At 44.4% G+C, this 21335-nt stretch carries 16 protein-coding genes; 5 read left to right on the top strand and 11 right to left on the bottom strand.

From position 1 onward, the window contains the following. Positions 1-30: 30 nt before the first annotated feature. The 4 genes from MKY52_RS10720 to MKY52_RS10705 all read right to left on the bottom strand — a co-directional run bounded on the left by MKY52_RS10720 (position 31) and on the right by MKY52_RS10705 (position 5320). On the bottom strand, positions 31-2046 hold the full coding sequence (locus tag MKY52_RS10720; protein WP_341051313.1) for a bifunctional diguanylate cyclase/phosphodiesterase: 2016 nt from the start codon (positions 2044-2046) through the stop codon (positions 31-33). Positions 2047-2274: 228 nt separating this feature from the next. Further along, positions 2275-3933 carry a hypothetical protein gene (locus MKY52_RS10715; RefSeq protein WP_341051312.1) on the bottom strand — a complete coding sequence of 553 codons (1659 nt, stop codon included), beginning with the start codon at positions 3931-3933 and terminating at the stop codon, positions 2275-2277. Further along, complete coding sequence (locus MKY52_RS10710; protein WP_341051311.1) at positions 3926-4726, bottom strand: ABC transporter ATP-binding protein; 801 nt, start codon at positions 4724-4726, stop codon at positions 3926-3928. The genes MKY52_RS10715 and MKY52_RS10710 overlap by 8 nt, the downstream gene beginning before the upstream one ends. A 201-nt stretch (positions 4727-4927) precedes the next feature. Beyond that, positions 4928-5320: a winged helix-turn-helix transcriptional regulator gene (locus MKY52_RS10705; protein ID WP_341051310.1), complete on the bottom strand. Its 393-nt coding sequence runs from the start codon at positions 5318-5320 to the stop codon at positions 4928-4930. A gap of 114 nt (positions 5321-5434) precedes the next feature. On the opposite strand from MKY52_RS10705, the gene MKY52_RS10700 reads away from it, so the two are divergent. Further along, positions 5435-6448 (top strand): zinc-dependent alcohol dehydrogenase family protein, encoded by a 1014-nt coding sequence (locus MKY52_RS10700; protein ID WP_341051308.1) that lies wholly within the window; start codon positions 5435-5437, stop codon positions 6446-6448. A gap of 60 nt (positions 6449-6508) precedes the next feature. On the opposite strand, the gene MKY52_RS10695 is transcribed toward MKY52_RS10700, so the two are convergent. Together MKY52_RS10695 and MKY52_RS10690 are read right to left on the bottom strand one after the other, a co-directional pair. After that, a complete protein-coding gene (locus MKY52_RS10695) occupies positions 6509-10237 on the bottom strand; it encodes an S-layer homology domain-containing protein (RefSeq protein WP_341051307.1) in 3729 nt (1242 codons plus the stop codon). Positions 10238-10310: 73 nt separating this feature from the next. Continuing rightward, positions 10311-11093, bottom strand: coding sequence for a hypothetical protein (locus MKY52_RS10690; protein WP_341051306.1), 783 nt, complete (start codon positions 11091-11093; stop codon positions 10311-10313). Positions 11094-11504: 411 nt separating this feature from the next. Between MKY52_RS10690 and MKY52_RS10685 the strand changes: the two genes are divergently transcribed. Beyond that, positions 11505-12863 (top strand): dicarboxylate/amino acid:cation symporter, encoded by a 1359-nt coding sequence (locus MKY52_RS10685; RefSeq protein ID WP_341053393.1) that lies wholly within the window; start codon positions 11505-11507, stop codon positions 12861-12863. A 91-nt stretch (positions 12864-12954) separates the two neighbouring features. Here the strand turns inward: MKY52_RS10685 and MKY52_RS10680 are convergent, their stop codons facing one another. The 4 genes from MKY52_RS10680 to MKY52_RS10665 form a co-directional block, all read right to left on the bottom strand. Next, complete coding sequence (locus MKY52_RS10680; RefSeq protein WP_042192615.1) at positions 12955-13950, bottom strand: Gfo/Idh/MocA family protein; 996 nt, start codon at positions 13948-13950, stop codon at positions 12955-12957. Between the two features lie 150 nt (positions 13951-14100). Further along, complete coding sequence (locus MKY52_RS10675) at positions 14101-15054, bottom strand: 1,4-dihydroxy-2-naphthoate polyprenyltransferase (RefSeq protein ID WP_341051304.1); 954 nt, start codon at positions 15052-15054, stop codon at positions 14101-14103. A gap of 38 nt (positions 15055-15092) precedes the next feature. Then, positions 15093-15869, bottom strand: a complete 777-nt coding sequence (locus MKY52_RS10670) for a DUF6081 family protein (RefSeq protein WP_341051303.1) — start codon at positions 15867-15869, stop codon at positions 15093-15095. A gap of 133 nt (positions 15870-16002) precedes the next feature. Next, complete coding sequence (locus tag MKY52_RS10665; protein ID WP_231573357.1) at positions 16003-16920, bottom strand: prenyltransferase; 918 nt, start codon at positions 16918-16920, stop codon at positions 16003-16005. Positions 16921-17255: 335 nt separating this feature from the next. Here MKY52_RS10665 and MKY52_RS10660 point away from each other — a divergent pair, with 335 nt between their 5' ends. From MKY52_RS10660 to MKY52_RS10650, 3 genes are all read left to right on the top strand, one after another. After that, complete coding sequence (locus MKY52_RS10660) at positions 17256-17879, top strand: acetate uptake transporter (protein ID WP_042192624.1); 624 nt, start codon at positions 17256-17258, stop codon at positions 17877-17879. 54 nt (positions 17880-17933) lie between these two features. Then, positions 17934-18251 carry a hypothetical protein gene (locus MKY52_RS10655; protein ID WP_076297950.1) on the top strand — a complete coding sequence of 106 codons (318 nt, stop codon included), beginning with the start codon at positions 17934-17936 and terminating at the stop codon, positions 18249-18251. A 242-nt stretch (positions 18252-18493) separates the two neighbouring features. Beyond that, positions 18494-18970, top strand: a complete 477-nt coding sequence (locus MKY52_RS10650) for a DsrE/DsrF/DrsH-like family protein (protein ID WP_042131456.1) — start codon at positions 18494-18496, stop codon at positions 18968-18970. An 86-nt stretch (positions 18971-19056) separates the two neighbouring features. On the opposite strand, the gene MKY52_RS10645 is transcribed toward MKY52_RS10650, so the two are convergent. Continuing rightward, positions 19057-21333, bottom strand: a complete 2277-nt coding sequence (locus MKY52_RS10645; RefSeq protein ID WP_341051302.1) for a glycoside hydrolase family 65 protein — start codon at positions 21331-21333, stop codon at positions 19057-19059. Positions 21334-21335 lie beyond the last annotated feature (2 nt).

The raw sequence follows: 21335 nt of genomic DNA, 5'->3' as shown, positions 1-21335 counted from the left end.
GGTCGCTAGCCCCTCTTCTATGTATTGAGATCACGACGCTGCCGTATTCGCTATAAACCACTCACCCAGCTCATGTACAGGCATCGGCCGACCGTAATAATAACCCTGCATGACTCTACAACCCAGTGATTTCAGCAATTCAATCTGCTCTGGTGTCTCCACACCTTCCGCCACGACTTCCATATTAAGATGAGTCGCAATCGCAATAATATTGCTGATAATAGCTTTCTTGGAGTGCATCTTGCTGTTACGAATAAATACTTGGTCAATCTTGAGTGTGTTCACTGGGATTTCATCCAAATTACCAAGGGAGGAGAAGCCTGTCCCAAAGTCATCCAGCGATACTCTTACCCCAAGCAATCGAAGTCTAGACAGCTGTGCAACCGTCTCTTTCATGTTATGCATCGCAATGGACTCTGTAATCTCCAGTTCGAGAAAGTGTGGCTCTAATTCTGCACATGTGAGTGCTTCCGCTACAACATCGTATAGACTCCCATCCTCAAACATCCGTGCGGACATATTAATTGAGACCGGTACGTTAGCTATCTCTTCCTTATGCCAGAACCTGTTCTGGCTACACACATCATGTAGCATCCAATAGGTAATCGGAACGATCAGTCCGGTCTCCTCTGCAATAGGAATGAATTCCGCTGGCGAAATGATCCCATGCTCTGGGTGTCTCCAGCGCAGCAGCGCTTCAAGACCCACCGTAACATTCATATATGAATCCCATTTCGGCTGATACACAACCATAAACTCAGAACGAGCCAAAGCTTTTCGAAGATCCTTCTCTAGCGACATCCGCCGTAACTGATGGCGATTTACTTCCTGGTCGAACACACTGCATTTATTCTTACCTGAATCCTTAGAGGTATAAAGAGCCGTATCCGCAGCCTTCATTAGCGCTGAGCGATCAGTCCCATGCATAGGAGTCATACTGATTCCAACACTTGCAGTAACATATAGCTCATTGCCCTGAATACGATAGAATTCCTTAAGTTCATGCATAATATGCCCTGCTTCTTCCTGCGCACCCTCCAGCGTGCAATCTGGAAGAGCAATCAGGAATTCGTCACCGCCTAAACGGAATATTTTTCCTTTATCCCCTACAGAACGAATTAATCTAACAGCGACCTCCTTTAGTAGCATATCACCTATATCATGTCCAAGCGTATCATTAATCGACTTAAAGCGATCTAGATCTACAATAAAAACAGCACCAGATCTACTTTCAAAAAATTCATCTTTAAAATAGCGTTCTAGTCCATGTCGATTCGGCAGCTCTGTTAGCGGATCTTGATAAGCCATTCGTTCAAGCACATGGCGATCCAGAAATATGGCGCCAGCAGAAACTGCGAGCATAAGTAGCGCTGCCAGCGAAAATGCCATTAACAGTATAACATCAGTCTCTACAAAAAAAGGTTTGCTTCCAGGTAAGTTGTTATATTCAAAATGACAAGCCTTTACACTTGTGTAATGCAATCCGGTAACTGAAAATCCGATAAACAACGCCGAGTATAGCTTCCATCGCTGAAACCCTGCGCATTCTTTAAACTTTTGAAACATCAATAATCCGATATAAGACGAAACCAAAACCAGAATTACAGCAACGGCTTGAATCCATATATCATAATGAATCCTCGTCGCAATCTTCATAGAAGACATTCCGATATAATGCATAGCCGAAAAGCCGCTTCCCAAGAGAATACCACCTACTACTAAATTCCATATCTTTAACTGAGGAACAGATGTGATCCGGAATGCCAAATAGCAGAATAACACACCAACTAATAGTGATATTATAGATCTGCCTGGATAATAATTGACCTCCGCCGGAAAGCGATTCGCCATTATCCCAACATAATGTATTGCCCATATACCGCAGCCTAACACACAAGCTCCCGAGATCAACCACAGACGTCGGATTTTGCCAGTAGAACGCGAAACTTGCGAAATCAGATTCAGTGCAGAATAAGTAACTGTCGCCGCTAGCACAAATGATAGTAAAACAATCCAAACATTATAGTGGATTCCCATTTTATCCATTAGTTAACCTCTTCACCGGTTTTGAATCCCGTAATCGCTCAGCGTATTTCTCAAGTAAAAAATCAGTACACGAATATCAGATATGGAAGAGTGCGTAAAGATTATAGGTTATCCATAAAAAGAAACTTTAGATGTATTCTACTCTGTATTCAGAAGATTGTCTAAGTAAATACTGGAATTTATACCCTTTTTTATTACGCGAAAAATGTCCATATTTGACACACTCACTCAACCCGGAAAACTTGAACCATGACCTGTTGATGATACATTTTTTGGAAAGGTAATTCGCCATATCCATAGATTCAAAACTACCAGAACCAACAGGTAGATATAAACTCCACCCATAAACAAAGTGAAGACATAATGAATACCTGCCATCCCCATCAGCAAAAATAGCAACCCAAAGGAGTTTGCGGTGTAATCCTTCTGTTTAGCTGCCTCATAACGTTCTGAGAAAGGTAGTACCGGAGGATAAGAACGGAAGCAAATGACCGCATAGATCAGCATTGCAAACAGCACGACTACCAAGTCTGGCACAATCCGCAGCCCAAACAACCAAAGATACACTATCGCTTCTATAGCGAATAAAGGTAATAGCAGGCGAACTATAGCTGCCTTAAGCATTCCACGATAGATGGGTGCGGTGTTTGGCAAAGGAATCAGCTTATAAATCCAAGAGCCTTTATAACCCGCAGAGTACCTTAGCATTAGAACAACCGTCTGAAGTAACGTCGCACCGAAATAAATCATCAGGTATGTGTTCGAATCCTTGATTGACGATGCATTTCCATCCCAAAAGATCCCAAATATAAAAATGAACGGGAAGACAATGGAATAACCGATTGCCGGATATACCTTTAACTTGAAGTCACGCTCATTCTTCATCATTGACCAGCTAAAACGAAAGAACATGCCCTCTACAGGGTTCTTACAAGTTACTTTCGACAACCAGTCCACCATTCGGGCGTTACTTTTGCCAACGTTCCCTTGCTCTGAAAGCTTCTGTAAGCTCTTTTCGAATAAAGGCATCAGCTTAATATAAGCCACAATCAGCAGAACCGGAATTACTAAAGCTAGCACTGAAAGCACCACGAAGTGTGTATCTCTCGCCCCGCCAATCAACATCTCAAATGGAGCCGCAAACCAAATCGGAGAAATCAAATACTGCCACCATGCCGGCTTAAAAGAGAGGCTCAATTCAGCAATATCGAACAGTCTAACAACGAGCTGATACCCTACTGTAATCCCTATAGTCAAAATGATCTGTACATAATTAATAATATCCTTGAGCTTCTCCCCGTCGAAAAACTTCATGATCAGTAAATAAAGCAGCGCCGTAATGACGAGGATAAAGCAGTCCATCAGAATGATCTCAACAGCATATATTAGAAAAAATAGTACTCCCTGTTTGAACAGGCAAAAAATCAGCGAGGGTCCGGTCAATGTCAGCGTCACTGAAAATAAATAAATGAGAATGTGGATGCTCTTCGCCATGTTCAAGGTACGGCGGTTCACTGGCTTTGAAGCCAGTATGTTTTTGTCCCGAAGATCAAGCATCACGGAAGAGAAATCAGAGATCAGTGTGGTCGTAATCATAAACATCACTACACCAAATACAAGGCTCATTTGTAGCATATAATTGCCCGTTAACATCATAAGCGGAATTAACATGACGCCAAAAAGTAAATAAATCCATTGCACACGCAGCGGCGAGCCCTCTTTCTTCTCCTCCTTCTTCTGCATTCCAGCGAGCACTGTTGGTGTTCTTCTTCCGTCCATCGTCAGCTTGACCTGCAGAATACTCCGCATCACATCATAATCAACTCCGATTCGGTTAAACCCACCTCGCAGCTTATCCAGAAGCTTCAGCACATAGAAATCAGTCATGAGAAGATACCTCTTGCATGACCGCAACAAATTCCCCAGCAATATCACGGTATTTATCAAATCCAGTTAATTGATTAAAAATATCCTCAAGCGACCCTTCGCGGCCCTTCTCTCTTAGCTCAGCAAAGCTCCCATCCGCCACGATATCTCCACCATCGATCAAAACGATCCGGCTACTGATCTTCTCAACTACATCCATGATATGTGAAGAATAGAAAATGGTCTTGCCCCTTGCCGCCAAAGATGCAAAAATCTCCTTTACCACCATTACGCTATTGGCATCCAGACCGCTCAACGGTTCATCTAGGAACAGAATATCGGGATCATGAAGCATGCTGGAGATCAGCAGTACCTTTTGTTTCATCCCTTTGGAGAAGGTTGCGATCCGCGAATCATAAGCTTTCTCAAGATCTAACAAGGCCATTAATTTTCCAGCCTTGTAATCTACATCACTACGCTTCATGCCATACAACTCACCTACAAAAGTTAGATACTCCCTAGCGGTGAGGCTATCATATAATTCGGCTACCTCCGGCACATAACCTATTCTTTTTTTGTAAGAAACATCTCCATCAGCAATATCCCTACCGAAAATCTCTACTTTGCCGTTATAGCCTTCTACCAGACCGAGCATAATCTTAACAGTTGTACTCTTTCCTGCCCCGTTAGGGCCGATATAGCCAATAATTTGTCCTCTGTATACCTTAAGGTCAATGCCCTTTAGCACCATTCGGTCCGTGTAGTTCATCCATAAATCAGAAATCGCAATGACTGGATCATCAGCAAGGTCCATATCCTAATCCCCTCTCTAGCGACTAATTGACGATGTTAAAAATTACTATTTCATAAAATTACAATAATTGTATCATTCAACTGAATCCCACTCCATAATTTAACTCACTAATCTTATATCTATGAATGCTAATGCCCTGTTCAGCACAAAAGGGAGAACCATTGGTTCCCCCTTAGAGTGTAGAGATCTATCCCACACAAATTATTCTGTTTGATCCACTTGATCATATGAAGCTCTGGCCTTTTCAACCCATACATAATTTTGACTCGTCCACCGATTTAACGCTCTCATAGGCTCAAGTAAAGATACCCCTAGGGGGGTTAGAGAATACTCTACGATGGGTGGAACGGAAGGTGTAATCTCACGCTTTACCAACCCATCTCGTTCCAGTTGCCGCAAAGTTTGAGTTAGCATTTTTTTAGAGATGCCTTCGATTCGTCTTCTGATATCACTGTAACGAATGATTCCTTCTTCCATTGCATAGATGACCAAAGCTGTCCATTTATTAGAGATAATATCAAGGACCTTACTGTACCCACAAATCGATAACGAGATATCAGGCTCTACGGCATTCGTGGAAAATGGATTGTTCATATAAAGTCCTCCCGTGCAATTTTTGGTTCCCTGGACACTATAAAGTGCCTCCTTACTTAAGTGTAATTTATGGATTATTGTATGTCTATGCACTTCAAGAAGGAGAGATTGCACATGAAAGTATACGAAATTCAAAGTGAATTTGGGCTCGATCAACTGAAGGTAGCCGAACGTCCAATTCCTAATCCTAGTTCTGGTGAAGTTCGTATAAAAATGCGGGCAGTTTCCCTTAACGCTAGAGATTTAGGTGTCATTGATGGTTTTTATAACCCGATTTTGAACGCTCCATTAATTCCGGTATCGGACGGTGTTGGTGAAGTTGTCGCTTTAGGTGAGCATACGTCCAGATTCAAGATTGGTGATCGGGTAAGCGGTATTTTTACTCAAAGCTGGATTTCGGGAGAACCTACACAAGAAAATTGGGTGAGCTCACTTGGAAGTCCGCTTGATGGGTTGCTTGCAGAATATGTTGTGCTTCCCGAGGACGGATTGGTTCGTGTTCCAGATCTATTAACTGATGAAGAAGCGGCAACACTTCCTTGTGCTGGTGTTACAGCTTGGCATGCTATTGTTGAAGAAGGAAAGGTGAAGGCTGGAGAGACTGTAGTGATACAAGGAACGGGTGGAGTTTCACTATTCGCGCTTCAATTTGCCAAGCTTCACGGTGCACAGGTGATCATCACATCAAGCAGCGATGAGAAGCTTAAGCGTGCAAAGGGATTGGGAGCGGATTTCGGTATCAATTATTTAAAGACCCCTGAATGGGATAAGGCTGTTCTTGAGCTGACAGGGGGACGCGGGGCAGACCATATTGTTGATCTCGGTGGATCATCCACATTAAATAAGTCAATCGGGGCGCTGCGGGTGGGTGGAAGGATCAGCCTGGTAGGCGGTCTGTCGGGCTTCCAAGTCGAGGGCTTTGAAATCATCCCTGCAATTCTGAGAAAAGCACGCCTTCAAGCCATCAATGTCGGAAGCCGTGAAATGTTTGAGACGATGAACCGTGCGGTTGAACAAAATGGACTTCGCCCTATCATTGACGCTGTATTTCCATTTGAACAATCTGTTGAAGCATTGCAATACTTGGCTAAGGGTACACACTTCGGAAAAATCTGCATTAAGTTTTAACAGTAGAACCCCCCTGTAAAAAAGCAGGGGGGTTCTACTGTTATATTCAGCTACCGCCAATCATTTCGATAATAAATTATAAATGACCTGTGCCGCTTGCGCTCTTGTAGTAACTTCTTTAGGACTTAGCTTGCTATTCGCTCCGGTTACTACGCCTCTTTCCACCAGCGCCTGAAGGGCTTCCTGTGCATAGCCAGCAATATCCCCTGCATCACCAAAATCAGAAAGAGCTACAGCCTTCTTCTCGGATGGCAGTTCACCTAGCGCTACAAGTGAGCGATACAGGAGTGTAAATAGCTCCTGTCTAGTGATCTGAACCTCTGGCTGGAATTGATTATCTCCCGAACCTGTAGCTACCCCAAGGCGCTTAGCAGTCGCGAGATAATTCGTGTAATACGTATTGCCCGCATCCGCAAAATTATCAGTTACGGTAGCGTCGGGTGTGATGCCATAAGCATTTAAGAGCAAGACTATGAATTGCCCTCTAGTAATTGCAGCATTCGGACTGTAATGCTCTGCATCCGTGCCGGATGTGATACTGCGTGCCGCAAGATAACCTACTGCACTGCTATACCACGAAGTCTCTGAAACATCCGCAAAGCTCACCTTGTTATATCCAATAATATATTGGGAGAAATGTGTGGTAACAAAATCTACGGTTCCCTTGGCAGCGTTATAATTCCCGCGTACATTCTCCAAGCTTCCGTTGGTATTGATATGGTATACGATGACCGCATCTTTCTGTTCTCCTGCTTGCAGTGTATACGGCACACTGATATGGATAATGCCCCCACCAAAGGTGGAAATGGTACTCTGACCTGCTTTTACCGACAAATCATAAACCGGTCTGTCCCCGAGAACGGCCTTACCTTCTGCCGTTAACGAAACCTTAGCAATGGTTATGACAATATCCCCTGCATCCGAGGCTGCGTTGATACTTGCCAAAGATTTGGCATCAAGCGTAATCGTACCTACATTCTCATAATGAATCGTAATCTCGGCCTTTGTACCAGAGACCAACTCGTTAATTATGCTTCTCGGTAGCGTAAACTCGGCTGTTTGGGTTTCAGAAGTAGCTGCTACTTTAATTTCAAGTACGGCTTTCTTCCCATCCGCTTCTGCCTTTTTAGCAAGATTCACAAGCTCGGTAGCCGCTTCCTTCGTGATTGTTGCTGTGGTTACTCCTGTGGTTTTATCCGTTTTGGTTGCTGCTGTTGATGATAAATTCACAGTGTTACCGGTTGTTGTTGTAGCAACCAGTTGAGGGCTTGCTGTTGGCGTTGGTGTGGTCGTGCTCGGCGCAGGATTACTGCCGCCAGGCCCGCTTGTTCCTGGGTCTGAAATAGATACATAAGCAGGGACAATAATATTAGTTACTGGACTCGCCTTATAACCTTCTTTCGCTGCATATCGAACTTGATACGTACCTGGTATTAGACCTGTAATCTCTTTATCTGGTGCATATACATAATTAGTCACACTGGACAGCTTATATTCTAAGGCTGTTGTGGTTCCTGTAATTTTCCCATCATTGTTCGCTGTAGAGGTAGGTGCTACCCCCAGTAAACCAGATGGCGCTGCTTGCTCTGCAGTGAATACTGGGACAATCACTTCTGCTGCTCTGCCTGCATTAAATCCTTCTTTGGCTGCGTATCTTACCTGATACGTTCCCGGTACCAGTCCAACGATCTCTACATCTGTTGCATAGACATAATCGGTAACTGTTGATAGCTTATACTCCAACGCTTTCGTAGTCCCTGTGATTTTGCCATCATTATTGGCTGCAGTAGTCGGTGCCACCCCCACTAGCCCTACAGGAGCCGCTTGCTCGCCATAGGCTGGAACTTCAACAGTAGCATCTTTACCTACGCTGTATCCTTCTTTTGCCGCAAATCTTACCTTATAAAAGCCCGGAGTAAGACCTGTGATGGCTACGCCTGTTACAGGCTTATAATCAGCTTCTCCAACACCCTTATACTCCTGCCCCTCAGCTGAGCCCGTAATTTGCCCATCATCGTTAGCTTCAGAAGTAGGAGCTACGCCTAATAGACCTGTTGGAGCTGCTTGTTGATGGATATAAGCAGGCACCTCCACACTTACATCTTCTCCAGCATTATAAGGAATGATTGTTGGTCCCGCTGCGTTCGTTGGACCTTGATATCCTGATGTAGCCGCATATCTTACTTTATAAACACCAGGCGCAAGCCCTGTAATTGCTGATCCTGATACTGGCGTATATGCCGTATCTCCAGCCAGCTTATATTCCAAGGCCGAACTTGTGCCCAAGATTTGCCCATCCTTACTGTCTGCTGCGGTTGGTGCTACACCTGTAAGTCCAGCGGGCACAGCTTCCAGTTTAGAGAATAGCTTATCCAGAGCTGTTGTAGTGTTAGTGTATCTGGCTCCGACTGGGTAATTCGCCTGCACGTAATCCGGTTGGATGTTCGTCCAGCTGTACATAAGCTCAATATGCCCTAGAATAGGTGCATTAGTGCTGTCTGCATCTTTGTTATCCTTGTTGTACGTGAACAGATATGGAACCTGAAGTCTATCTCCAATCACGGTGTCTCCAAGCTCATTCACATAACTAATCACAGATGGTTTGGCTGCTGTATTGTTCTCGGTCTTGATATTAGTCAGATAAGTACGGACCAGATCAACATACAACTTCGCATATGGGTGATTGGTTGTTCTAATCTGAAGCTCATTATTATTGTGCGGATTGGCATTGCCCTTAGTGCCGCTGTTGTTGCTTGGTTCAGCAACCGTCACCCCAGAGTCGAGCTTCGTATCGAAGAAGTAGACCTTATCAATATTATGCTTTTTGGCATACTCATTAATATATTTGATAACCGCTTGCGTGTTGGGGCACCATGATCCACCTAACAAAATCGCATAGTTGCCATCACTCGCCAAAATTTGCTTCAGCTGATGGTAGGTCACATGTTCATACACGAGCGTACCGTCCGATTCATTGAAGATCGTAGGTTTACCCTCATTTTCGCCCTCGTAGTTCTTGTTAAATGCCGCCTTGATATAAGCAGATTCATCGATCGTGTTATACCCAGAAGCGGCACTAAGTACCTCTCTTACTGATGCTTTATACGCATTAACCTTCGCAGCATCAAGTGTCCCGTTCGTCAGGAACTCATTCCACGAGTAGCTTTTATCCAGATAGGATACAACAGGAGCGATATTTCCTTGTGCATCCTTGTGATCCTTGTTGTATACCAAGAGAAATGGAGATTCGATCTTATTAGCAGTTACGACATCCCCGTTTTTATTGGTATAGCTAACATTGCGTTCTGGAACATCCTTCGAGGACAGATTCAAATTCTTTAAATATTTGTTTATCAGGTCAACGTATTTGTAAGCAAATTTATTATTGCTGTCTGCAATCTGGAGCGTGTCACCGTCCAGCTTAGTATCAAAGTTATAAATCGTAGAGATGCCATATTCTTTTGCTACTTCATTGATAAAGCCGATGTCGGCCTGTGTATTCTCGCTCCAAGCGCCGCCAACCAGAACAGCGTAAGTGCCTTCACTCTCAAAAAGATGAACGATATCCTCATAGGTTGCCGTTTTAAATATATGGTTAGGATCATTCAGACGGTCATAGACATGACTGAAATAATCAAAGTGGCTTACACCACTACTTGAACCAAAAGAAGTTAGCGCCTCTGCGCTATCCGGATTAGCATAAGCTCTTCCTGCCTGAGTAGGCAGAATTAGCAGGGAGGCTGCCAGCAGCAGCGTTAGAATTTTTTTAAAGGTTAATGGTCGTATCATTATGTGCACCTCGCCTTAAATAGGTTTATGTGATGTATGGGCTGAAAGGAATCCTGAATGAGCCTGCCGCTCATCAAGGACAAACCTCTTCCTCAGCGGCTGGTGCCGGTGCGGGTGCCTGAACCGTTTCCGCTGGAGCAGCTGCTGGTGCGCTGACCGTGGATGATGCAGGTGCAGAAGACGATGTCTTCGGTTGGGCAGACTCAACTACCGGAGCGGCTGTCGCTTTAACCACCTCAGTTGTGGAGAAAGTAATGGATTTCGATTTCGAAGGTGCTTCCGTTGCCGTTACTACAGGAGCCGCAGTGGCCTTAGGCTGAGCAGATACGACAGGAGCAGATGTCGTTTGAGCTGCTTTGGCAGTTACGATTGCTTTGGGAGCTGCCGTAGGCGCAGACGTTGGAACCGGTGTAGCTGTTTGAGTTTGCGTTTTGACAGTCGTAGCTACCGTGGTTGTAGTTGTAGCTACCTTAGCGGTCTCCACGGCTGGAGCTGCGGTCGCCTTAGGCTGAGTTTCACCCACCGCTGGAGCTGCTGAGGCAACAGTCTTCTCCGCAGAATCAACGGCTGCGTCTGGGGCAGCAGTCGCTTTTGCGGAGACAGTCTCCACTGCTGGAGCTGAAGATTCCGGCTGAACCGTTTCTGTAACAGGAGCCGAAGTGGCTTCTGCCTGAACAACGACTACGGCTGCAGAAGTAGCTACAGGAGCCGCTGCTGCTGAAACGGATACTGCTGTATTACTGCTTGCTTCAATGGATGCTGCCTCTGCTGTCTTTTTATTAGCGGATACTGCGGCATACGTCAGTGCGGAAAAGACGACAGTTGCAGCAACCAAAGATATCGTAAGTTTTTTCATAATGTGTACCATCCTTTTCAAATAAAATAAGACCCAACACGGCACGTATTACGTACCTGTTGAATCTCTGGCTGTCCAGTAGATCCATGCCACTTCACTACATTTTTGTACCTTACCCCCATTACCTCTCCCTTCTATAAAATAAAAAAAGAGACTCAACGAGACGCAAAATACGCGTCTTTCGTTGAATCTCCGGCTGTCCAGTCGATTCCAATTGGCTTGTGATTAAGTTCCATATTATTCATGACGATACGCCTTGTCAATCAATTTTTATTTTTCACATGGTTTTTATCGGGATTGATTATTTTTAACATATTATTACATTGACTTTACTATAAATTGTATATAGATTGATCTCAATAGGATTAATCACATTAAAAAACTAGGTTTAAGGGGGTATTGGTAGTGAACATAGATAACAACTTGTTATCCGCCATCGAAACGAACTGGTATGGATTTGTAGCTTCCATATTTGTTTTTGCAATTTTGTTTCTACTGGCACGTAAACGCATCGGATTTGGTACTCGAGTACTCATCGGACTTGGCATCGGACTTATTGCCGGAATATTTTTTCAATACTTCGATTTAGAGACCAAAGCCATTAGCACGTTCGGCAGCATTTATGTCAGCTTGATTCGCATGCTCGTCACCCCTTTAGTATTCATACTCGTATTAAACAGTATTTCTTCCTTAACTAATCTGGAGTATCTGCGCAAAATAGGGATCAAAACCTTCGCCTGGTTCCTCGGAACGACGGGTATCGCTTCTATTATCGGCCTATCGGTTGCGCTGCTGTTCAATCCTGGTCAAGGGATACAACAGGATGTACCTGCAGATTTCGCCGCCCGGGAAATCCCTACCTTCTCACAGGTTATTCTGGATCTTGTGCCATCTAACCCTGTGAATGAAGCAGCTACGGGTAAGGTTGTGCCTCTGCTCATCTTCGCTATCTTCCTAGCAGTAGCTATAATCAAAATTGGCTCCAAGAAACCGGAAGCCGTGAAACCTGTACGTGATCTTATTGAATCCCTGACACTGATACTGCATCAGGTCGTGAAATTCATTATTCGCTTGACGCCTTACGGTGTCTTCGCACTGATTGCAGGAATTACCGCACGTTATGGCTGGGAAACGTTGCAGGAGCTGGGCAGTGTAATCATTACCTCATATGTCGCTATGATTATACATTTTGTTCTTATCTTTGGCGGGTTGGTTCTATTAGTAGCGAAGGTGAATCCAATCCGTTTCTTCCGCAAAATCTATCCAACCATTACCGTTGCCTTCACGACTAGAAGCAGCTACGCAACACTTCCTGTCAATCTTGAAGTGATTACGAAGCGCCTTCATGTCTCCCCGCGGATCGCGAGCTTTATTGCACCGTTAGGAGCATCGGTCAACTTCAATGCGTGCGGTGGCATTTGGCCGGCGATTGTGGCTGTGTTCACCGCCCAAGTATTCGGTATTGATCTGAACTGGACTGACTATATTACGCTGGTTTTAGTAAGTATTATCTCTTCTATTGGTGTAGCTGGCGTACCTGGACCAGCCGTAATCTCCACTACGGTGGTCTTAACCGCTCTTGGCCTGCCGCTTGAAGGAATCGCTATCGTTGCAGGTGTAGAAGCGCTCATTGATATGGGTCGTACCGCTGTAAATGCAACAGGAACAGCTGTAACCGCGTTGTTGGTCGCGAATTCAGAAGGTGAATTTGACCGCGAAGCCTTTAATAGCAATGATGACGAAGATGATATTCTCTTGGGCACAGTTTAAAATCCGAACATACAAGCAAAAAAACCTCCGGCAGCTGCTTATAGCAGCAAGCCGGAGGTTTTTTTAACGTAGATCCATATTAGATTCGCTGTTACACCATGCTAATTCTTTGCCGTTGTTTAGCTGAAGCAAGGCAGGTTTCAACCAGCCGCATACTTAGCACCGGATCCTCCGGCGCAATGAGTCTCTTACCTGTGAACACAGCGGCTGCAAAATCATCCACCTGCCGTATGTATGGATTAGCCCCTGTGGCATCGACCCGTCTCACCTCATCACCAGTGTACACAAAGAATTCCGCATCCTCGTCTCTAGCGTTGAAAGGCATAGGCACCTCAATTCGTCCCTCGGTCCCAAGAATCTCTAAGAGCTGGCGGTTATATGCCCACATTCCGCAATCAAAGATCAAGCTTAAACCATTTGGAAACTCTACCAGCCCTGAAGCCATCATATCTACATTATCATGCTCAGGGGAGAACTTCGCATGCACGGTCACAGCTTCCGGCTCCGTCCCAAACAACAGTCGTGCCGCACTTAACGGATAGCAGCCAACATCATAAAGCGAGCCGCCACCCCAAGCCGATTTAAAACGAATATTTGAAGTGTCTGTAGCATCATTGTAAGTAAATGTACCTCGAATCGAGCGTAATTCTCCGATTTCACCGCTAGCGATAATGTCCTGGAGTTCAGCAATCCGTGGATGATGCCGATACATGTATGCTTCTGCTAAGTGGACGCCTGCATCGTTGCATGCTTTCACCATCTCTGCAGCCTCTGCACTGTTCAGTGCGATCGGTTTCTCACATAACACATGCTTACCTGCTTCTGCCGCACGGATCACCCATTCTCGATGAAGATGATTAGGGAGCGGAACATACACCGCATCGATTTCTTTATCCGCAAGTAACTCTTCATAACTGCCATATGCTTTCTCTATTCCGAACTCTGCGGCTACAGCGCTGCTTTTTTCCAAGCCACGACTCGCTACCGCTGTAATCACTCCCGAATCTGAATTCATGATAGCTGGCATCACTGAACCTGTCGCAATCTGCGCACAGCCTATGATTCCCCACCGAAGTTTTTGTACCATAATGGCTACACCTCTTCCCTTGGATTAGTTACTATACTTTAAGACACCTTATCATAGAATGAAACTCATCACTAATAGAAAAGTACAGTCAGAGCGCAAAAAAGCAGCACCCATAGGAGATTCGACTCCGATAGATACTGCTTTTTAAAATCACATTATCATGTTTAACAGCACAGCCGCACCAAGCACAGCAATACGGGCCGCATTCATCAACACGAAATTTTTGACGGCAAGAATAAAGGTACTCGCCTTCTCCTGCTTCTGTTTGAACAAATCGATATTTCGGTGCAATGGGATCAGTGTAAGTAGAATCGCCAAGACAAGAATAGGGTTAATCCCCAAGATCAGCAGCACTACAAGATCCAGATAAGAGACATAGTATAGATATTTAAACAGCACAAGCGCATTACGTCGGCCAATGTAGACCGGAAGTGTGTACCTGCGGTTCTCCACATCTTCATCAATATCACAAATATTATTAGCGAGCATAATCCCTGCAATCCCCAGAATGGCAGGAACAGAGAACCAGAACAGGTACAGCACTTCCACAATATTGATATTCAAGCTGACCCAACCGTTCTGAAGCAACAGCGACACTACATGCTCATCCGTATGAATATAGGCAGAGATAAAAATAATGACAAAGCCCATAAACAAACCTGAGAACAGCTCACCTAACGGCATCCTTGAGATCGGAATCGGCCCGAATGAATAAAGGATACCTATTAAGAAAGATAGCCCACCAAGCAAAAAGACCAGCAAACCCGTCTGCGTAACAAGCGCAATCCCGCCCCCTGCAGCCAGAGCCAGCAAAATAACAATCGTCGCCACGACGGTGCTCTCTTTTAGCTTAAAATGTACAATCGCATTATGCGTCTCATAGCCATAGCCGTAGGTTTTAGAAGCTTTTTTAAAATCGTAATAGTTGTTAATCGCAGTCGTTGCCATATCAAAGCTAAGCAAGGAAACGAACATCAGACCAAAACGCAACACATAAAAATCCTCAAACCGATACAGGGCATACAGCGTTCCCATCAGAAAGGGGATCATACTGGCTACTTTTGTCGGCAGCTCCACAAATCTTAGAAAGCTTTTAATATTCACACCATACACCCTTATTTATCAAATGAGCCTGCAAGGTATTACTGTTCAGTCGTTGTAATCTTCACTGGGGACCATTCAGCAATAACCGTTTGACCGTGCACAGACACGCTGCCTTCAGGACTCAGATCCTTCTCTGTCATAATTCCAAGCGCGACTGTAAAGTTGTTGAATTTGATCGGAATATTTTTCTCACGGCGCACTTCTTTTCCATTCAAATAGAATACAGCCTCATCATTGCCACGGTGGTACGTTATGCGGTAGGTATTAATTTCACGTGGTTTGAAATCCGTATCTTCTTTAAAGATGCAGAAATATTTCGTTCCTTTACTCTCTGGTACTTGTACCCCCGGGAACGGCAAAATACCATATACAGTAGCATATTTATCATTTCCCGCAAAAAAGTCTAGCGCCGCACCTGTCGTAAAATCAAGCAAGTTCAGCGATACATAACCATCATACAAATCTCCAGGTGCTGTTCCTTGTGTACGGCTACGAATTTGCAGCTCAAAGCTAATCTCTCCGGCCTCAGGAATTACCACTGGCTCCGCGGAGTAATACATATGCTTAGCATTGTCTAGAATTTGTACTTGATGGTTCTCACGAGATAATTTCGCACGCACATACAGCGTATCATTACGAACGATAACTACTGCTTCCGGTTCACGATAAGCCCAAAAGGACCCATCAGGCAGTGTAAATCCACCTGTCTTCCAGACCTTTCCTTCTTCTAAAATGGAGTGGAAATCTCCAAGCACTATTTGATTGCCTTTAACATTTTGTTCTTCCTTCAACAGTTCCTTGTCCTTCTTTTCCATGAAAGCTCACTCCTTCTGTATGGTAATTATTAGTACAAGCAAAAACGCCTTCAGCGTCCCTAATGGACGGTAAGCGTTTATGCGAGAAATATAAGGATAATGTATAGCGTGAAACCTATATATTCTTATATTTTCAGAATAATCCTTGAATTAGTAAGGTTGCTGCCATCACTACTCCGCAACGAACGGAGGCTTTTTGTGAAGCACCCATGAGCGGGATATAGGCTGGTGAAGCATTATGCGGCTTCAGTCCACGATAAATACGAATTGGCCAGAAGGCCGTAACCAAGGCCAATAGTGCATAAACTGGAAGTACGCCCATCAGCACACAGATCACCACAGAAGCATAACCGGTGAAGAGAAGCACACGCGAGAAGACAAGTGCCTTCTGTTCACCCCACACTACAACAAGCGTAAGTTTTCCAGCCTGCTCGTCCGCTTTCCAATGTAAGAAATGATGATTAAACAATAGCAATGTAGTCAAGAATCCAACCGGCAATGAAAGGATGACAGGCTTCATGCTAAAATGACCGGTTTGTACGAAAAAGGAACCTAACACAGGCATGATCCCAAAAGCTATAAAGATAGCCATCTCACTGTATCCCTTACCGCGATATCCATACCGCAGGGGTGGGGCTACATAGAAATAAGCGATTAAAGCACCCACAAGTACAAACCAGAGGATATTCCAACCGCTATATATACTTAGGATTCCACCACAGATGAGGGCAATCGCCAACATACTCCAGGTCATCTTTGCATAAAAAGACTCCGAGAGGATTCCACCTGTCAGTAGCCCGGAGTTTGTGCTGATTTCACCAGCGGAATTCTTCGCCTCTGTATCTGTTCCGTTGCGATAATCCCACAGATCATTCACCATATTGGAAAACAGATGCGCCGAAATCGCTCCTATTAAGGTTAGAATAAATAAGACCGGATGGAATGACCTTTCCCATACATATGCCCCAACTGTACCTAAAACAATCGGGATAAGCATAACTGAAAAACTCCAAAACCGGGTCGCCTTCGTAAATAATGTCCATTTGCTCACTTCAAGCTTACCGCCTTTTCATTATGACTTGATAATAATTATCACTGACTATTATACATCAATTTTCAACAGATTGTGAAGATTATCACTGCATATAATGTCTAATCTTGACATAATACCTCGGTTTGTTTGGCTAAAAGGTTTCTTCATTGAAGCTAAAAATGTAAATAACCTCTTATTGGACATAAGGCCACCCTTTTACAACAAAAAATGAGCGCTGTTTTATAGGCAAGCACATACCAATATGATATGATAGGCAAGCCTATGAACAGCGCTCCTTGAGTGCTGTTTTTAAGAGCGTAAAACTATATATAATAATGGAGGCTTTTACTGTCATGTCAGCGCAATCCCCTAACACCCAATCTGTCAAAATCGTCACCGCAGACCCTAGCGCCATCGGGCTATTCGGACTGGCTATTGTCACATTGGTTGCTTCTTCACAGAAGCTTGAGTTTACAACAGGACTTAGCTACGTCATTCCTTGGGCTATCTTCCTGGGAGCATTTGCTCAACTATTCGCCGCAATTCAAGATGCTAAGCACAACAACACCTTTGGTATGACTGCCTTTGGCGCCTACGCTTTCTTTTGGTTCGGCATGGCTAGCAGCTGGCTGATCAAGCTCGGCGTATTCGGCCCAACGCTTGCAGAGGCTGTAGATCCTAAGCAGCTCGGATTTGTATTTCTGGGTTACTTGATCTTTACAATCTTTATGACCATTGGCGCAGTTGAGGCTAATAGAGTTTTGCTTATCATTTTTGTATTGATAGATTTCCTTTTTATTGGACTAACCTTCGATTCCTTTGGTATCGCTCCAGAATTCTTCCATAAGCTTGCTGCTTGTGCCGAACTTGGAATTGGTATCGTATCCTTATACGGATGTGGCGCTTCTGTGCTAAACGCTCATTTCGGACGCACTTTCTTACCGATCGGAGCTCCGCTAGGTATTTTCAAGAAATAGTAATTCACCTTTTTTGAACCCTAACTTTTGCAAGCCGAAAGGATGCCTGAGACCATGCATGTCCTATCCTCTTCTGAATTAGCCGTAACCGCTATATTTGCGCTTATTCTCGCAGTTATTGCCTATTTGATCATTCGGAATATCCCAAAGATGTCTGGAGATATTGCGGCTTTTCGCAAAAGAACACTGGTCTGGACCCAGGTTTCGCTTGTACTAACGGTACTTCAGCTGAACTTCAAAGCAGGCGACTGGCGATTTTCTATCGTTCTTGGACTCATCGTATTATTTACCGGAAGCATTTGGCTTTCCGCCCGTTACCATGACATCCGCAGCACCTTAGATCCAGAATCCAAAGATTCTGAAGTACATTAGTAGAAGCTAGGTAACAAAATAAAGGTGATGAAGCTCCCGTAAGGGGGCTTTTTTTTGTGAATTCGGAAGGTCCCTTCGCATACTTCTCCCCTCCATAACCATACTAATGACATTCCAAGCTAAAACGCCTACGGCGTCCTCTTAAGGACGCTAAACGTTTATGCGAGAATTATAAGGATAACGTATATCGTGAGACTTATACTTTCTTATAATTCAATATAAGTAACGGGAGGACTATCCAGGTGAGTAAAAAAATAAATCTTCTGATGTTCAGCGGAGAATACGACAAAGCCATGGCGGGATTGATCCTAGCGAATGCCGCGAGAGATATTGATGTAGAGGTTACGATGTTTTTCTCTTTCTGGGGTTTGTTTCTGGTGCGTGATCCGGAGAAGATGACGCTAGAGGATAAAAGTATTTATGAGAAGCTGATGGATGTCATTACGCCAAAAGGCCCTGGGCAGCTGCCACTCTCCCATTTGAATTTCAGCGGGCTGGGCCGGATGATGCTAGAGGAGATGATGGAGGAGCAAGGCGCACCGAAGCTGATTCATTTTCTAAAAGGAGCTCGTAAAAAAAACATCAAGTTCTATGCCTGTAAGCTCTCCGTCGAAATCATGGGCTTTAAAACAGAAGAACTGCTGCCAGAGGTCGAGATTATTGATGCTGCGGCGTATTTAAAAGATGCTTTGGAGAGTGATGTTCAGCTGTTCATTTAGCGGTTGAAATTAATTAATATAAGAAAACATAAAGCGACATGGGGAATTTCTCATGCCGCTTCGGATTTCAATTGAAAGGATATAAATTATACCGTGATGATTGTCTTGCCCATTGGAATCTTGAAGCTCTTCTCCATTACTTTGATATGAATCAGCTCTTGTGCATCCACGATTAATTGCGTCTTCAAATGGTTCACTTCCACGGTAATCGTCGCTTGACGGTAACGCATCGTGAAGGTGTATCCCTTCCATTGCTTCGGCAATGTCGGGTTCAATGCCAAATGATCATCCTTGATCCTTACACCCGAGAAGCCATAGACGATCGACATCCATGTACCACCCATGTTCGCCATATGCAATCCGTCTTTCGTGTTGCCATGAGTGTTATCCAAATCCATTCGTGCCGTTTCAATGAAATAATCGTACGCCTTGTCCGAGTAACCTAACTTCGAAGCCATGATGCTATAGATCGCGCAGGATAAGGACGAATCATGAGTTGTCAGCTTCTCGTAATAATCGTAGGAGTTCCGCAAGACATCGGTTGAAATGCCATCCTCGAGCAAGAAATGCGCCAGCACCGTATCGGCCTGCTTCAACACCTGATGACGATAGATGTGTAGCGGGTGATAGTGAAGCAACAGTGGGTGTTTTTCTTCCGGTGTGTTCTCGAAATCCCACACCTTCTTCGCTAAGAAAGAATCATCTTGTGCATGAATGTTCAACTTCTCATCGAAAGGCAGATACATCTTCGCAGCCGCTTCTTCAAATGCTGTAATCTCATCTGCTGTTAAGCCAATACGACTACACAAAGCTTCCCATGCCGCAGGATGAGTTTCTGCCAGCTGCTTATACCACGATGCAGCCCACTCTAGATTATATTTTGCAAGTACATTCGTGTAATAGTTATTGTTTACGATGGCCGTATACTCATCCGGACCTGTTACATCATCAATCTTGAATAGACCTTCATGATAATGACCTAGCTCCATCCAAGTTCTTGCAGTTTCAAATACGACTTCCGCACCGAATTCCGCAATGAAATCTTTATCGCCTGTCGCGAGATAATATTGAATATACGTATAAGCAATATCACCATTAATATGATACTGTGCCGTACCGGCTGGGAAGTACCCCGAGCACTCTTCCCCTGTAATGGTACGCCATGCGTAAGCGGCCCCCTTCTTGTGGCCTAGCTCTAGCGCACGCTTCTTCGCTTCGCCTAGAATCGTATAACGGTAACGAAGCAACTGCTTCGCCAGCTCTGGCTGACAGAGGATGAAGAACGGCAGGATATAGATTTCGGTATCCCAGAAATAATGTCCCTCGTATCCCTCACCGCTTAAGCCTTTAGCTGCGATGTTACTGTATTTATCTTTGCCCACAGATTGCAGCAACTGATAAACGTTATATCGAAGACCTTGCTCAAGTACCTCATCACCTTGGATCTCGATATTTGCAATTTCCCAAAAATGTTGTAAATATACTTCTTGTGCCATGTAAGCCGCTTGAATCCCTTGCGTTAATACCAAAGCCATCAACTCACGTCCGTGCGCAGCTGGATCTTCGTGTCGACGTGTATCTGTAAATACGTTGAATTTTGTGAATTGAACAATATCCTTACCGGCTGGGAACGCATACCGCACCATTACACTTTTCTCACCCTTGATCAGTTCACCGTTCACCGCAGGCGTTGTCTGATGAACTGTTGTTGCCGCCACTTGTAGCTTCGATGTATTTGTCTCAAGCACGATTTGTAAGGAGGTCTCGTCGAACACCTCGATATTCTTCATATCCAATAGCTTAGCATGACCGGATGCAACACGAGGGTCCTTCGCATTCGTATAGTTACTCACATCGCCATCCACGCCAGAGGTAATCGTCACTTCATCCTGACAATTGATACGAGTTACCTCAATATCTATCGTGAACAATTCGAGTGTTGTCAATGACGCCATGCGTGTGAATGAAATTTCGACCTCTTTACCTTGTGGTGAAATCCAGTGCACGTGCCGTACATACTTACCTTCGCGCATATCGAGATAACGCCGCCCAGATACGACCGTTCCTGTGAAAAGATTGAACTTCTCCTCCCCAATATGAATAGTCACATCCTGTACATCCATCACATTCACAAGCTTCTGTTGTGTATCAGGAAAACCATAAGCGCTCTCCCCATATAGAATCGGTGTAATATCATAAAATGCATTTATATATGTTCCACGAACCGTCGGCTCGTCACCTTCATAACCTTCTTCAAAATTACCTCGAACACCTACATAACCATTAGCTACATTAAAAATACTCTCACTAACGCCGAGGTCTTGCATATCCCTATGATTCTCAATAATCCAGCCCGACTTCATAT

This window comes from Paenibacillus sp. FSL P4-0184 (assembly GCF_038004625.1).
GTDB lineage: Bacteria > Bacillota > Bacilli > Paenibacillales > Paenibacillaceae > Paenibacillus_AQ.
The sequence above is the reverse complement of the archived record's forward strand: the minus strand, read 5'-3'. Positions and strand labels throughout refer to the sequence as shown.

Bases quoted from the DNA above. Each gene is read 5' to 3' on its own strand.
- MKY52_RS10720 (WP_341051313.1), bottom strand. From the start codon at position 2,046: ATGGATAAAATGGGAATCCACTATAATGTTTGGATTGTTTTACTATCA.
- MKY52_RS10715 (WP_341051312.1), bottom strand. From the start codon at position 3,933: ATGACTGATTTCTATGTGCTGAAGCTTCTGGATAAGCTGCGAGGTGGG.
- MKY52_RS10710 (WP_341051311.1), bottom strand. From the start codon at position 4,726: ATGGACCTTGCTGATGATCCAGTCATTGCGATTTCTGATTTATGGATG.
- MKY52_RS10705 (WP_341051310.1), bottom strand. From the start codon at position 5,320: ATGAACAATCCATTTTCCACGAATGCCGTAGAGCCTGATATCTCGTTA.
- MKY52_RS10700 (WP_341051308.1), top strand. From the start codon at position 5,435: ATGAAAGTATACGAAATTCAAAGTGAATTTGGGCTCGATCAACTGAAG.
- MKY52_RS10695 (WP_341051307.1), bottom strand. From the start codon at position 10,237: ATGATACGACCATTAACCTTTAAAAAAATTCTAACGCTGCTGCTGGCA.
- MKY52_RS10690 (WP_341051306.1), bottom strand. From the start codon at position 11,093: ATGAAAAAACTTACGATATCTTTGGTTGCTGCAACTGTCGTCTTTTCC.
- MKY52_RS10680 (WP_042192615.1), bottom strand. From the start codon at position 13,950: ATGGTACAAAAACTTCGGTGGGGAATCATAGGCTGTGCGCAGATTGCG.
- MKY52_RS10670 (WP_341051303.1), bottom strand. From the start codon at position 15,869: ATGGAAAAGAAGGACAAGGAACTGTTGAAGGAAGAACAAAATGTTAAA.
- MKY52_RS10660 (WP_042192624.1), top strand. From the start codon at position 17,256: ATGTCAGCGCAATCCCCTAACACCCAATCTGTCAAAATCGTCACCGCA.
- MKY52_RS10655 (WP_076297950.1), top strand. From the start codon at position 17,934: ATGCATGTCCTATCCTCTTCTGAATTAGCCGTAACCGCTATATTTGCG.
- MKY52_RS10645 (WP_341051302.1), bottom strand. From the start codon at position 21,333: ATGAAGTCGGGCTGGATTATTGAGAATCATAGGGATATGCAAGACCTC.